The organism is Acrocarpospora sp. B8E8 (assembly GCF_039871605.1).
GTDB lineage: Bacteria > Actinomycetota > Actinomycetes > Streptosporangiales > Streptosporangiaceae > Acrocarpospora > Acrocarpospora macrocephala.
Map to the genome: position 1 here is coordinate 90,103 of NZ_JBDPLV010000020.1, position 14,258 is coordinate 104,360.

The following is a 14,258-nucleotide window of genomic DNA, read 5'->3' on the forward strand; positions in this document are numbered from 1 at the left end:
TGACCTGGGGGTATGGGAAGGCTGGGGGCGTCGTGACGAGGGAGAACGCGCTGAACGCGCGGCAGTCATGAGCTACGGGAGCTGGGCATCGTGGGGGAGATCATGCCGAGGCGCGCGGAATGTCGGTCCAGAGAAGCTGGGGCGTCGTGACGAGGGAGAGCGTGCTCAAGCGCGCGGAATCCATGAACCGGGGTTCGGGGAAGCCGGGGGCGTCGTGACGAAGAAGAACGTGTCCATGGGCGCCGAATCCATGAACCGAGTTATCGGGAAGCTGGGGGCGTTGTGAAGCCGAGTGCGCGGATCGGCTGGCGAAACTACCTGGAGTTCTGGGTGTTGACCAGCGGGGAGCCGGTGTGGCAATTGATCCGGGGGATTCCGCCGTTGCATGCCGCGATCAACCGGTTCCTGGTGGATCGGCTGGTGATGAAGCTGCCCCTCCGGCCCAATCCGCTGAGCACCATGGGGCGGTACACCTCGTGGGAGTCTCTCACCAACCGCACCTTCGACAGCCGTCATCTGCCGCCCGTGCCGCCGTCCACGTCGGCTCCTGACCCGGTCGACGTCGCGCAGCTGTTCCGGCGGGACGGGGAGGCCACGCCGTGCCCGCGCTCGACCGTGCTGTTCGCGTATTTCGCGCAGTGGTTCACCGACGGCTTCCTGCGCGGCGACATGCACGTCCCCCGCGATCCGCGCAAGAACAGCTCCAATCACGAGATCGACCTGAACCAGCTCTACGGGCTCACGCCGACGGTCACGGCCACGCTGCGGACCGGTTCGGGCGGGCTGCTCAAGAGCCAGCTCCTGAACGGCGGCGAGTTCCCGCCGTACCTGTGCGAGCTGGGCCGCATCAAGGACGAGTTCGCGCCGCTGAACGTGATCCGGTTCGACGACATCCCGTTCGGCGCGCGGGACGCGCTGTTCGCCTGCGGCAGCGACCGGGCCAACCTGCACATCGGCTTCACCATGCTGACCACGCTGTTCCTGCGCGAGCACAACCGGGTGGCCCGCCTGCTGGCCGAGCACCATCCGGACTGGGACGACGAGCGGCTGTTCCAGACCACCAGGAACATCCTCGTGGTGCTCCTCATCAAGATCGTCCTTGAGGAGTACATCAACCACATCACACCCACCCTGTTCCAGGTGGTGCTGGACCCGGCCGTGTCCAGGACGGCGGTCTGGCACCGGACCAACCACATGGCGATCGAGTTCAACCTGCTCTACCGCTGGCACAGCCTCATCCCGTCGGCGCTGCTCGCGGGCGGCCGGGAGCGCCCGCTGGCCGACACCCTGGCCGGGAACCGGCTGCTCCCCGAATGCGGTCTCGGACCGCTCTTCGAGGACGCCTCCACCCAGCGCGCCGGGCGCATCGGCCTGTTCAACACCGACCCGGCCCTGCTCCACGTCGAGGAGCTGAGCGTCGCCGAAGGCCGCGTGGTGGAGCTGGCCTCCTTCAACGACTACCGCGCCTACTGCGGCTTCCCGCGCCTGAAGTCGTTCGCCGAGGTCTCCTCGGATCCACGCGTGCAGCGCGGCCTCGCCGAGCTGTACGCGAGTGTGGACGACATCGACTTCTACACCGGCATCTTCGCCGAGGACCCGCTGCCCGGCTCGCTGCTCTCCCCGGTCATGCAGCGGATCATCACGGTGGACGCGTTCTCCCAGGCGTACACCAACCCGCTGCTGTCGCCGCAGGTGTACGGTCCCGACACCTTCTCCCCCACCGGAATGGAGATCATCGAGACCACCGCCAGGCTCTCGGACGTGCTCAACCGCAATCTGCCGGAGGTGACCCGTCCCTTCAAAGCGCGGATGACACATAAGTAGCCCCGCGCTTGTTGATCTTGTCTCACGCTACCGACAAGAGGATTGGTGCACCAGTGAGCGAAGCTGACGTGCCCCGGGACCGGCGGCGGCTGCTCCAGGCCGCCGCCGATCTCGTCGCCGTGGCGGAGGAGATCGAAGCCGTCGCCGTGCGGGCCACCGCCGCCCTCACCCGGGAACTGCGCCCGCGCGCCCTCCTCCGGGCCGCGCCGGGATTCCGTCCCCAGCGCCACCTGCTGCGGGCGCTCACCCACCGGTCGGGCCTCGGCATCGCCTTCTCCGGCGGCCCGCTCGGCCGCCCCATCGCCCGCTTGTCCGGTATGGCCGGGCCGGGCCGGCTGGCCGTACACGTGCTCGTGCTCTCGCTCCGCCTGCGCATCGCCGCCGTCGAGCTCACCCACCCGGAGGTGAGCCGCGACCCGGTGCTGCAACGGCTCGTCGCGGCGATCGCCGAGGACCGGGACGTGGTGGCGGCCCGGGCGTTACGCGCCCTGTTCCGGGACCGGGGCGCTCAGGACGCGCTGAGCGCGATCGCCCCCATGTTCGGCGAGATCCTCGCCCTGCGCGCCCTGCTCGACGAGAACCCCTTCAACGACGCCGTCGGCTGGGCGATGGCGACCGGGCGCGGCGTCATGAACACCGACCCCATCCTCGGCATCACCACTCGCGTCATGTCCTCGATGGACCGGGGCGCCGGCGCCGCCCGCCCCACCGACCCCACCCCCGAGGAGACCGCCCGCATCCGCACCGGCGACTCGATCGTCGCCATCCTGCGCAACATCCAGGCCATCGGCACCGACGGCCGCGTCCTCATCCAGAGCGTCCTCGGCCCCGACGATGTCGTGCGATACGTCGTGCAGGCCCCCGGCATGCGCCCCGGCGGCCCTCGCAACGACTCCCCTCAGGACCTCGTCGGCGCCTTCCGGAACACCGTCCTGCGCGCCTCGCCGTACACCGGGGCATTGAAGGACGCGATCGCCCAATTCGGTGTCTCCGACCAGGCGGACATCGCCCTGACCGGCCACAGCGCGGGCGGCTCCGCCGTCATGAACCTCGCCCAGGACCCCGACTTCTGCCGCCGATACCGCGTCACCCACGTCATCACCGCGGGCTCCCCCATCGACTTCAAAACCCCCGCCGACCCCCGCACCTGGATCGCCTCCATCATCAACCAGCACGACCTGATCCCCGTCCTGGACGGCCAGGGTTCCGGCACCTGCTTCGACCTCCACCCCACCTGGTACACGGTCGACTACGCCGACCCCACCCACCGCTTCCCGCTCTGCCACAGCGTCGCCCAGTACGCCGCCAACCTCGCCAACGACCTCCCCGAGGCCCGCACCCACATCGACACCCAATTAGCCCCTTATCGAGGCTCACTCGTCCGCTCCCAGCTCTACCTCATGCTCGACCACGCCCCCGAGGACCCACGATGATCGAACTAGCCCACACCCTGGAAGCCTGCGCGACCAAACTCTCCGAACTGGCCGACCGCCTCCACGACGACCCAGCCGCACCCCCCTGGTTCACCACCACCGCCCGCACCTACGCCACCCGCTGCCACCAAGCCGCCACCGACCTGACCGCCGCGTCACAAGCCCTCGGCGATCGAGTCTGACCATGCATGATTCTCATATGACCACGAAGAAGATCGACATCAGCCTCCCCGAGGATCTTTACGACTGGGTGTGATCCAGCGTGGACGCCGGACAAGCCGACTCGGTCTCGGAGCGCATCGCCACGGTCTTGGCCGCGGAGCGGACCCGAGACCTATGGCTCGCCGAACAGGAGCGCGTCTTCGGCGCTCTCCCCGCTGACCCGGACGCGGACGCGCATGGGAAAGAACGCCTGACCGCAGTCCCGCCGTGATCACTGACGGGATCACTGATCGGTGGGACCGCCGGGGCAGGCGTCGCGCTCGCCGACGTGCCTTCCGGACATCGCTTCGCGTAGCGCTCGCGCCCAGCGGTCGAAGTCGACCGGCCTGGCCACGCGGGAGAGCACCAGGGCGCGGGCGCAGGAACGGAAGGCCCTGCTGAAAAGCGAATAATGTGCCCCTGCCGGGCGGGGTTCCGCCGCTTCCAAGGCCGCGTGCATCGCTCCCGCCAGCGCCTGCAGTTCGGCCGCCGTCGTCTCCAGGCCGTCCGAGGGCGGTGGTTCCAACGTTCCGGACAGCAGTTCCTGGCAGGTTTCCGGCTGGCGCGCGTACGAGGCGTAGACGGATTTGAGCACCGGCGTGTAGCCGCTGCACGCGAACAGTTTCTTCTGGACCTCGTCGTCGGTGAGGAAGGCGATGAACTTGCGCGCCTCCTCAGGGTGGGGGGAATTGGCCGCGACGGCGAGGTTGGAGCCGCCCAGGACACCGGTCCCCGGCAGCGGGCTCACCTCGAACAGCAGGTCGCCGCCGGGACCGCGCATGGAGGAGTCCATGGCCAGCCGGTGGAAGGCGAACGCCCAGTTGCGCATGTATCCGGCCGCCCCGGAGCGGAAGATCTGGATGCTGTCCTCCTCCCGGAGGTGCGATCCAACCGCTCGCTGGGCGCCGGACCGCATCATCTCCTGCCAGCCGGCCAGCGCCCGCTCCGCCCGCTGGGCGTTCACCGGCTGGTCCAGCACGACCTCGCCCCCGGCCGTGACCTGGACGCCGGCGGAGAACAGCGCCTCGAACAGGGTGACGCTCCCGCCCTCGGAGTCGTCGAGTTGCACCGCGTACCCGTGCCGCCTGGCGGCCTCCAGGAGCGCGTCCGGGTTCTCCGGGAGGGGCATGCCCGACCGCCGGAACAGCAGGGGCGCGTCGGTGGCGAACGGGATGGCGTACTGAACTCCGGCGAACTGCCCGGTGCGCAGCGCCTTGTCGAGGAATCGCGCGCGCTCCGCGACGGTCAGGGGGATTTCGCTGATGTATCCCCGCTCGGCGAATTCCCCGGTCCAGGCGACGTCCACCAGGTAGATGTCGTACGCGCAGCTCTGGAACTGCGCGGCTTGCACCATCTCGACGCGCACCTCGTCGGTGCTGTCGGAGATCTCGACCAGATCCGCCTTCATCGTGCCGATGCTGTTCCACTCGGCCACGAGGTCGCGGCGGAAGCCCCCGGCCACATCGTTCCCGACGGCCACGGTGAGGTGGTCGCGGTCCGCGCAGGCCGCGAGCTCCGGGGCTGATCCGTTCTGGATGGCCAGCCAGCCGAGCAGCACGCCGGCACCGGTGGCGAACGCCAGCGCGCGTGGCAGGAAGGACCGCCTGGTCCTCCTCAGCCGCCGCCTGCGGGTCACGACCACTCCCGGATCGTCGAGATCATCTGCCTGAGCGCGAACGCGGTGTCCGGTCCCGCCTCGGCGCACAGGAGGTGACCCGCGCGGCTGTCCGCCGACGTCAGCGAGGGCTCGCACCTGCCGTCGCCGAGCACCAGGACGTAGACCCCGCCGACCGGCTCGGTCTCGGCCAGCGCCCGGGTGACGCGCCGCGCGGTCTCGGCGGCCTGATCGTCGTCGAACAGCCCGCCATCGGTGACGACGGCGGCCACGAACGGCCTGGACCCCGGCCCGAGCTTGCGGATCATGCTGGTGACCGGGACTTCTGGCCCGACTAACGGCCTGCCCGCGATGTTCTGAATCAGGTCGTTGAAGCGGTCGTTCCGGGAGGCGGAGGAGGTGAGCGAGGTGAGCATGACCCGTTCCCGGGCGAAGGAGAACGCCCAGAGGTGGAGCACATCCTCATTGATGAGCATCTGCCGGACCGCCGGGAACGCGTCGCGGACCTGGCGGCGCAGCGAGTTGGGCGGCCGGGACATCGAGCCCGTGCCATCGAGCGCGATGTGTAAATTGATCTTGTGAAGCCCGCTCTTCACGTCGCTGAGCGCGTCGGCGAGTTCGGCCGAGCCCCGGACGGCGGGCTTGCCGGACCTGGGCGGCGCCACCTGGTCCCCGAACAGCCCGTGCCGCAGCAGCCAGTTCCGGAAGGCGTCCCGCCCGGCCGCCAGCTGGGGGGCCGGCTGGCCGGTCCAGTCGACGTCGACGAACGGGTAGTCCAGACTGCGGAAGCCTGGCGAGGAGAACTCCTGCAGGGCGTCCCGCCCCATCTGCCAGTCTCCGCCGCAGCCCTCGACGCCGAGATCGCCCTGGTTGTAGTCGCTCACGCTGTGGCGGGGCACCACGAGGGCGACCGAGGTCCTGGCCCGCCCGGTCGGTTCCGCCGGGCCAGCGGAGCCCGGCATGGGCAGTTCGAGGAACCGGCAGAGCAGGGCGCTGACGCTGTCGTCGTAGGCGCCACTGAGCGCCCACGCGCCGCCGGGATCCAGATCCGACAGGTCCGCCGCCGCGATGAGACCGGCCGAGGAGAGCCCCGGCCACGGATAGACCACGGTCAGCCGGGCGGCGGACCGTGCCACGGACAGCAGTTCGCCCAGCTCGTGACCGCCGCCCTTGACCTCCTGCCCCAGCTCGCGCATCAGGTCCGCGGCGACCGCTCCGAGCACGGCCAGGACCATCGGCTCGGTGTCGATGGACCCGCGGATACCGAGCCTGGCCCGAGCCCGGTTGACCCGCTCGATGAGGTAGTCGGCCTCCCCGGTGCTGGCCGGGATCCAGATGTGCGGGCGGGCTCCGTTCAGCCGGTGGAAGGGTTCGGTCCCCTGCTGCGACGGGCTGCGCCGCCAGTCATGCTCGAACCCGAAGATCATCTCGTCGAGGGACGGGGCGGCGTTCACCCAGACCCGGTAGGCCGGGCAACCGCCCAGGAGCGTGTCCCGCACGAACGTGCCCGCCGCCGCCCGCAGCGCGGGGACGTTCTCTCGTGCGGTGATCGCGTGCAACTCCGTCGCGGCCGGGCAGGGCTGTGGCCGGACCAAGTGCGAAATGGGCGAAAGGGCGTGGTAACCGGCCAGCACGCTGACGGCGCCGAGGGCGGGCCAGGTGGTCAGGGCGCCCAACCGCCTCAGCCGGCGCCCGGCGGCCGACCCTGGTGATCTGCGACGGGTGGGCAGCCGCACCCATCCGGCGGCGAGGATCAACCCGACCGCCGCGCACGCGATCCAGACGATGACGCTTTCCAGGGCCTTGCCGGCGACTCCGGCGAGGACCTCGGCGATCACCGCAATCCCGATCTGCCCTTTGACGGTGCCGGACCGTGCCTGCTCGTCGTCCTGGGCAGTCACCGGTGTGCCCCCAGGCTCGCCAAGAAGTGCATGGTCACTCCTCATCGCTCAGCTGGACCTGACTGGAGTTGCTCCATAACTCTGCAGATGCACGTGCATCCTCATGTGCGTATGCAAGCACATGAGGCACGACGAAATGGTGGGTTTTCGCAAGAGCGGCGCAAAATAAGGAGATTTACAATTGACGACCGAACGGAATTATGTTCCGAAAGCGCCCAGGATAAATGGAACAATCATCTGGTTGATGTATTGAACCAGGGTTTTTGGACGACCGATTTCCCCGTCCCGCCCCCTCGATACGAGGGGGCGAATGAATCAGCGTCCGGTTCGCCGGAGGGCGTGCAGGTCGGAAGGGGAGATCGGCATGCGGTCGATCGAGAGGCCTTCCGCGTCCTCGATGGCGGCCGCGATCACCGCGGAGACCGGGATGACGCCCGCTTCGCCGGCGCCCTTGATGCCCAGGGGGTTCAGTGGGGACGGGGTTTCCAGGTGGTCGGTTTCTATGTGGGGGATTTCGGTGGCGTACGGCATGAGGAAATCCATGAACGAGGCGTTCAGGAGTTGGCCGTGGTCGTCGTAGACCATTTTTTCGTAGAGGGCGCCGCCGACGCCCTGGGCGACGCCGCCGTGGATCTGGCCTTCGACCAGCATGGGGTTGATCATTTTGCCGCAGTCGTGGACGACGGCGTAGCGGAGGATGCGGATTTCGGCGGTGTCGGGGTCGGTTTCGACGATGGCGGCGTGCATGCCGGAGGCGAAGGTGGAGCGGATCGGGGAGTAGTAGTCCTTGCCTTCGAGGCCGGGTTCCTCGCCTTCGCTGACGGGAGGGCGGTCCATGCCGCCGGTGGAGGCGAACTGGGTGGCGCGTTTGGCCTCCTCGTCGAAGGCGTACCTGAGGGGGTTGGAGAGGACGGCGACGGTGGCGAGCGGGATGGAGGCGGCGGGGGCGCCGACGACGTGGACGACGCCGTCGGTGATCTCCAGGTCGCGGGGGTCGGCCTCCAGGGCGTCGGCGGCCACGCGCAGGGCCTTCTCGCGGACTTTGCGGCAGGCCAGGGCGATGGCGTTGCCGCTCATCACGGCGGCGCGGGAGGCGAACGTGCCGACGGCGTAGCCGAAGCGGCGGGTGTCGCCGGTGACGACGGAGACGCGGTCGATGGGGACGCCGAGTTCGGTGGCGGCGATCTGGGCGAAGACGGTCTCGTGGCCCTGGCCCTGGGAGGTGAGGCCGGTGGAGACGTGCACCCGGCCGTCGGAGGTGATCTGGATGTGGCCGCCCTCGTAGGGGCCGACGCCGGTGCCTTCCACGTAGCAGCCGAGGCCGATGCCGAGCCGTCGCCCGTCCGCCCGGGCGGACTCCCGCAATGCGGGAAAATCATCCCAGCCGATCAAATCCTTCAGTTTGCGCAGTGATTCCGGATAATCGCCGCTGTCGTAGATAAGCGGGCGCCCATCCTGAAAAATCATGCCCTGGTCGTACGGGAACTGGTCGGGCTGGATGAAGTTGGCGGCCCGCACCTCGGTCCGGTCGAGCCCCAGATGCTGGGCGATCTTGTCCATCGTGCGTTCCATGCAGAACGCCGCCTGCGGCCGCCCCGCCCCCCGGTACGGCGTCACCTGAACCGTGTTCGTGTAGATCGAGGAGAACTCCACCCGATAGGCCCCGATCCGGTACGGCCCGAGCAGCTGCGTCGACGTGATGATCGGCACGATGATCCCGTAATGCGTATACGCGCCATGATCATGCAAGATCTCCACGGACAGCCCCAGCACCCGTCCGGCGTCGTCGAACCCCACCTGAACGTGCTGCACCTGAGCCCGCTCGTGCGCGCTCCCGATGAAGTGCTCCCGCCGATCCTCGGTCCACTTGACCTCCTGGCCGAGCACCCGCGCGGCCCACGGCACCAGCACCTCCTCCGGCCACGGATGCACGATCTTGACGCCGAAGCCGCCCCCGACGTCGGGCGCGATCACCTCGACCTTCGGCAGCGGCAGCCCCAGCTTGGCGGCCAGCGCCATCCGTACGCTGGTGGAGGTCTGGGTGGAGGAGTAGATCCGCAGCGACTGGTCGTCGGCGTCCCAGCGGGCGTACACACCCTTGCCCTCCAGCGGCATGCTGGCGCTGCGCTCGATGTCCAGCCGGAAGGAGAGCGTGTGCGGCGCGGCCGCGATGGCCTCGGTGGCCGAGCGGCCGTCTGCTGAGGGAACTTCCTGGACCATGTGCGCGCCCACGTTGCCGGGCACGTCCTCGTGCACGAGATGCGCGCCGGAGACGGCCTCCTCCAGGCCGATCACGGGCTTGAGGAACTCGTAGCTGACCTCGATCAGCGAGCAGATGTCCTCGGCCAGGTAACGGTCGCGGGCCACCACCATCACGATCGGCTCGCCCACGTGCCGCACGACCTCGCGGGCCAGCGGGTAGGCGGTGCGGCCGTGGGTGAGCGCCGGATGCGGGATCAGCAGCGGCAGCGGCTCGCACACCCCCTCGGGCAGGTCCTCCCAGGTGTAGATGGCGACCAGGCCGTCCACCTCGAGGGCGGCGTCCACGTCGATGCCGGTGATCCGGGCGTGCGCGTGCGGCGAGCGGACGAACGCGGCGGCCAGCGCGTGCTGCCCGAGGTCGTCCAGGTAGCGGCCCTGCCCGCTGATCAGCCGCGCGTCCTCCCGCCGCCGGACCGGTTCGCCGAACAGCTTGGTGGTCACGAGGGTTCCTCCGCGAGCAGCTCCGCCGCGCGGTGCACGGACTTGACGATGTTCTGGTAGCCGGTGCACCGGCACAGGTTGCCGGAGATGCCCTCCAGCACCTCCTCGTCGGTCGGCGCCGGGTTCTCCCGCAGGAACGCGGTCGTGGTGCACAGGAAGCCGGGGGTGCAGAAGCCGCACTGCAGGCCGTGGCACTCGGCGAAGGCCCGCTGCACCGGCGACAGCCGCCCGCCGGTGGCCAGCCCCTCCACCGTGGTGATCTCCCGGCCGTCGACGGTGACCGCGAAGGTCAGGCAGGAGCGCACCGGCTCGCCGTCCAGCAGGACCGTGCAGGCGCCGCAGACGCCGTGCTCGCAGCCCACGTGGGTGCCGGTCAGGCCGAGGTCGTGGCGCAGGCAGTCCGACAGCAGCCGCCGCGCGGGCACCCGCACCTCGCGCGGCACGCCGTTGACGATGAGCGTGATGTCATACATCGGCCGCCGCCTTGATCGCCCGCTCGACCAGCACCCCGGTCAGGTGCCGCCGGTAGTCCGCCGTCGCGTGAATGTCCGCCTCCGGTTCGATCCGATCCTGTACGGCCGCCACCACCGAACCCCACTCCACCGACGCGACCGGCCGCCCGCCACAGGCCCCGGTCACGTCTACCACCACCGGCGCGGGCCCGACGCTGACGCAGGCCACCTTGGCGGCGGTGACGCGCAGGTCCTCGTCCAGCCGGACGGCGGCGGCCACCCCGGCCATGGCGTAGTCGCCGTGCCTGCGGGCCACCTCGAGGAACTTGGTCCCGCCGTCCCAGGCCGGGAAGAACGCGGAGACCGCCAGCTCGCCGGGCCTGGTGGCCGACTCCATCGGGCCGGTGAAGAAGTCGGCGGCGGCGACCTCGCGCTCGCCGGTCGTGCTCGCCAGCCGTACCGAACCGCCGAGCAGGGCCAGGACGGCGGGGAGTTCGGCGGCGGGGTCGGCGTGCACGAGGCTGCCGACGACGGTGCCGCGGTTGCGGATGACCGGGTGCGCGACCAGCTTGAGCGCCTGCCGGAGCAGCGGCTGGGCCAGGCAGGCGGCGGCGGAACGCTCCACCGCGGCGTGCCTGACCAGCGCCCCGACCCGGACGCCGGTCGCGTCCGTGCGGATCTCGCCGAGCCCGGCCACCCGGTTGATGTCGACCAGGTGGGCCGGGGCGGCGATCCGCATGTTGAGCAGGGGGATCAGGCTCTGGCCTCCGGCCAGCACCTTTCCGTGCGCGCCCACCTCGGCGAGGACCTCAACGGCCTCGCGCACCGAGATGGGCGCGTGATAGTCGAACGGCGGCGGTTTCACGAAAGTGGTTCTACTCCGATCGCGTTACGGATAGTGGCTCAACCGTTGGAATTTTTCACCACATCCGACGGGGACAGCGCACGCAGCAGGTGGTAGCCGCCGAGCACGACGATCGTGCCCAGGGCGATGCCCGCGAGCGAGAAGTCGTCGGTGATCGTGTGGCTCACCGGGCCGATGGCCAGGATGATGCCCGCTCCGATCGGGAGCATGTTCACGGGGTCGGCGAAGTTCACCCTGTTCTCCACCCAGATCTTGGCGCCGAGCAGGCCGATCATGCCGTAGAGGATGACCGTGATGCCGCCCAGCACCCCGCCGGGGGTGGCCGCGACGAGCGCGCCGAACTTGGGGATGAGGCCGAACAGGATGGCGATGACGCCGGCGATGTAGTAGGCGGCGGTGGAGTAGACCCGGGTCGCCGCCATGACGCCGATGTTCTCGGCGTAGGTGGTGGTGGGCGAGCCGCCGACGGCGGAGGTGAGCACGGTGCCGACACCGTCGCCGATGACGGCGCGCCCGATGTACGGATCCACGTCGGTCCCGGTCATCTCGCCGACGGCCTTGACGTGGCCCACGTTCTCGGCGATCAGCGCGATCACCGCGGGCAGCACCAGCACGATGGCCGACACCTTGAATTCCGGCCCGTGGAAGCTGGGCAGGCCGAACCAGTCGGCCGAGGCCACCGCGTCGAAGTTGACCCGGGGGTGGGTGTCGACCGCGCTGGTGCCCGCGTTGAACGCGATGATGTCGCCGAAGATCTTGTCGGCGAGCCAGGACAGCAGGAAGCCGATGACCAGGCCGAGCAGGATGCCGATCCGGCCGAGGAAGCCCTTGAACAGCGCGATGATCATGAATGTCACGATCATCGTGATCAACGCGATCCAGTGGTCCTGCGGCCAGTAGACGTCGGCGACCACGAAGGCCAGGCCGAAGCCGATCAGCATGACCACCGCGCCGGTCACCACCGGCGGGAAGATCTTGTGAATGACCTGGACGCCGAGGTAGTGGATGGCCACGCCGCACAGCGCGAGCACGAGGCCGGCCACCAGGATGGCGCCGGTGACGGTGGCGCTGTCGCCCTGGGCGGCCCGGATCGCCACCACCGCGCCGACGAACGAGGCCGAGGTGCCCAGGTAGCTGGGCACCTTGCCCTGCACGATCAGCAGGAACAGGATCGTCGCGACCCCCGACATCATCACCGCGACGTTCGGGTCCAAGCCCATGACCAGCGGGAACACGAACGTGGCGCCGAACATGGCGATCACGTGCTGGGCGCCGAAACCGACCATGCGCGGCCAGGACAGGCGTTCGTCCGGCTTGACGACCTCGCCCGGCGCGAGACCGCGTCCCTCTCCGTGTACCTTCCATCCGAAAGCCATGTGAGCCCCTTTACTTGCCTGGGCCGACGTCCGGTGGCCACCCCGCGGGCATCCCAGCGCGGCATCGCTTCACGAGCCTCCTACCAGGCCCGTTGCGGGCACATTAGGACTGTGATCGCCATTGCACACGGGCATCATCTGCCAAACCGCGTGCTCAGATACCACGCATGTTCAGCACATGGAGGGCGAGGGTGAGGTTCAGCCGGAGGTGGGCGTCCTCGGTGAAGTTGCCGAGCATGCGCTCCAGCTTGCCGATGCGGTAGCGCAGCGTGTTGTAGTGGAAGTGCAGCCGGCGCGCGGTCTCGGCCACGTTGAGGTTGGTCTCCAGCAGCACGTGCAGGGTGCGGCGCAGGTCGGCGTTCTCGGCGTCGTCGTCGCCGGCCAGCGCGCCGAGCGTCTCGCGGACGAAGGAGTGCAGCTCGGTGGTGTCGCTGACCAGGGAGAGCAGGCGGTAGACGCCGAGCTGGTCGAAGTGGGCGACCGCGCCGGGGCCGTGCAGCTGGCGGCCCACCCGGGCGGCTTTGAGCGCCTGGCCGTACGCGTCGGCGAGGGCCTCGGCCCCGGGGGCGATCCTGCTCATCCCCGTGGAGAAAGTGCAGTCGGCGAAGGTCGCGGAGGCGGCCGAGGTGAGCCGGGCCGTGTCCACGCCGGAGCCGACGATGGCGACCACCTCGCGGGTGAACCCGGCGACCGCGCCGCGCGGATCGTGCCGCCGGACCGAGGCCTGCCAGGCGGCGAGCAGCCGGTCCTGCGCAGTGCGCTCGTCGCTCTCCGGGTCGAGTTCGGCGACCAGCACGGAGACCGGGCGCTCCAGATCCCAGCCGAACGCCTTGGCGCGCTCGGCGATCCGGGTGCCGCCGCGGCCGGTGAGCACGTCGCGCAGGAAGTCGGCACGGTATTTGCTCTCGACGGCGGTGACGGCCTCCTGCTTGGTGACCACCAGGGCGGCCACGGTGGCGGCCCGCTCCAGGATGCGGATGTCGCTGTCGCGGAGCGTGCCGGCCTGGCTGAAGGCGGCGATCCTGCCGTGGTGGTGGCCGCCGGCCACGATGGGCACGACCGCGTAGTGGCCGTCCGCGCGGACCAGCGGGTCGGCCGCGTCGGTGCGGGTCGGCTCCGGCCTGGTGCTCAGGTTGGCGCTCAACACGTACGCCTCCCGCAGCATGGCCACCTGCTCCGCGCCCCCGGCCGAGGCCAGCACGTGCCCGCCCACGTCCACGGCGGCCACGGCCACGTCGAGCAGCCCGGCCACCTCGGCGGTGACCTCGCGCAGGCCGCCCCCGGCCAGGATGATCTGGACCAGCGCGCGGTGCGCCTCCTCGGCCCTGGCCAGGGTGGCGGCCTGCCGGTTGAGGATGTCGGTGAGCACCTGGTTCAGGATGTCGTCGAAGCCGACGTCGTTGGGGAGCAGGATGAGCGGGAAGTTGAGCCGGTCGGCCTGCTCCACCATCTCCTCCGGCAGCTCGTCGAGGTAGCGGCCCAGCTTGATGGCCAGCGCGGAGAGCCCGCGTTCGTCAAGATCCGCCACAAGGCGGCCGAGCGACTGGGGAGTGTTCCTGAGCGGATAGCCTGTGGTGAGCAGAAGCTCGTTCGGTTTCACCCAGGCGAGGATGTCCGGCACTTCCATGACGTTGAGCCGCTGGACGATCCGGTCCAGGCCGCCCTTGCCCGCGATCAGCCGGGCCCCGGCGAGCGTGGAGACCCCGAGCACCTCGCCTACGGCGACACCGTGAATGATCGTTCCAGTGCTGGCCAGGCGCATGGCGGGGGCCGCGGGGTCACTCGTCATCGTCTGCTCCGGAGGGGTTGGTACATCTCTCGCCGATTGTGCCCGACTATCCGACTGTCAGGAAGAGCCAAGCATTTGGCCGACTGTTGGCAGTTTTCC

General features: G+C 69.7%; 11 protein-coding genes. 4 read left to right on the forward strand and 7 right to left on the reverse strand.

All coding sequences use genetic code 11. The features are described from left to right. Nucleotides 1-282 precede the first annotated feature (282 nt). The 4 genes from ABGB08_RS21045 (at nt 283) to ABGB08_RS21060 (ending at nt 3,690) form a co-directional block, all read left to right on the forward strand. Nucleotides 283-1,824, forward strand: coding sequence for a peroxidase family protein (locus ABGB08_RS21045; protein WP_347592763.1), 1,542 nt, complete (start codon nt 283-285; stop codon nt 1,822-1,824). 53 nt (nt 1,825-1,877) lie between these two features. After that, the gene (locus ABGB08_RS21050; protein ID WP_347592765.1) at nt 1,878-3,257 is read left to right on the forward strand and encodes a hypothetical protein; all 1,380 of its coding nucleotides are present in this window, start codon (nt 1,878-1,880) and stop codon (nt 3,255-3,257) included. Further along, a complete protein-coding gene (locus ABGB08_RS21055; protein WP_347592767.1) occupies nt 3,254-3,439 on the forward strand; it encodes a hypothetical protein in 186 nt (61 codons plus the stop codon). Before ABGB08_RS21050 ends, ABGB08_RS21055 begins: the two co-directional genes overlap by 4 nt. An 80-nt stretch (nt 3,440-3,519) precedes the next feature. Further along, nucleotides 3,520-3,690: a hypothetical protein gene (locus ABGB08_RS21060; RefSeq protein ID WP_347592769.1), complete on the forward strand. Its 171-nt coding sequence runs from the start codon at nt 3,520-3,522 to the stop codon at nt 3,688-3,690. 12 nt (nt 3,691-3,702) lie between these two features. Here ABGB08_RS21060 and ABGB08_RS21065 read toward each other — a convergent pair whose 3' ends face one another. The 7 genes from ABGB08_RS21065 to ABGB08_RS21095 all read right to left on the reverse strand — a co-directional run bounded on the left by ABGB08_RS21065 (nt 3,703) and on the right by ABGB08_RS21095 (nt 14,159). Continuing rightward, nucleotides 3,703-5,094 (reverse strand): extracellular solute-binding protein, encoded by a 1,392-nt coding sequence (locus ABGB08_RS21065; protein ID WP_347592771.1) that lies wholly within the window; start codon nt 5,092-5,094, stop codon nt 3,703-3,705. After that, entirely contained in the window at nt 5,091-6,974 is a 1,884-nt protein-coding gene (locus tag ABGB08_RS21070; protein WP_347592773.1) for a hypothetical protein, read from the reverse strand. The genes ABGB08_RS21065 and ABGB08_RS21070 overlap by 4 nt, the downstream gene beginning before the upstream one ends. A 315-nt stretch (nt 6,975-7,289) precedes the next feature. After that, on the reverse strand, nt 7,290-9,677 hold the full coding sequence (cutA, locus tag ABGB08_RS21075; RefSeq protein WP_347592775.1) for an aerobic carbon-monoxide dehydrogenase large subunit: 2,388 nt from the start codon (nt 9,675-9,677) through the stop codon (nt 7,290-7,292). Further along, nucleotides 9,674-10,150 carry a (2Fe-2S)-binding protein gene (locus ABGB08_RS21080; RefSeq protein WP_347592777.1) on the reverse strand — a complete coding sequence of 159 codons (477 nt, stop codon included), beginning with the start codon at nt 10,148-10,150 and terminating at the stop codon, nt 9,674-9,676. The genes cutA and ABGB08_RS21080 overlap by 4 nt, the downstream gene beginning before the upstream one ends. After that, nucleotides 10,143-10,994 carry an FAD binding domain-containing protein gene (locus ABGB08_RS21085; protein ID WP_347592779.1) on the reverse strand — a complete coding sequence of 284 codons (852 nt, stop codon included), beginning with the start codon at nt 10,992-10,994 and terminating at the stop codon, nt 10,143-10,145. Before ABGB08_RS21085 ends, ABGB08_RS21080 begins: the two co-directional genes overlap by 8 nt. Nucleotides 10,995-11,032: 38 nt before the next feature. Beyond that, nucleotides 11,033-12,370: a solute carrier family 23 protein gene (locus ABGB08_RS21090; protein WP_347592781.1), complete on the reverse strand. Its 1,338-nt coding sequence runs from the start codon at nt 12,368-12,370 to the stop codon at nt 11,033-11,035. A 154-nt stretch (nt 12,371-12,524) separates the two neighbouring features. After that, entirely contained in the window at nt 12,525-14,159 is a 1,635-nt protein-coding gene (locus ABGB08_RS21095) for a PucR family transcriptional regulator ligand-binding domain-containing protein (protein ID WP_347592783.1), read from the reverse strand. Between the last annotated feature and the right edge of the window lie 99 nt (nt 14,160-14,258).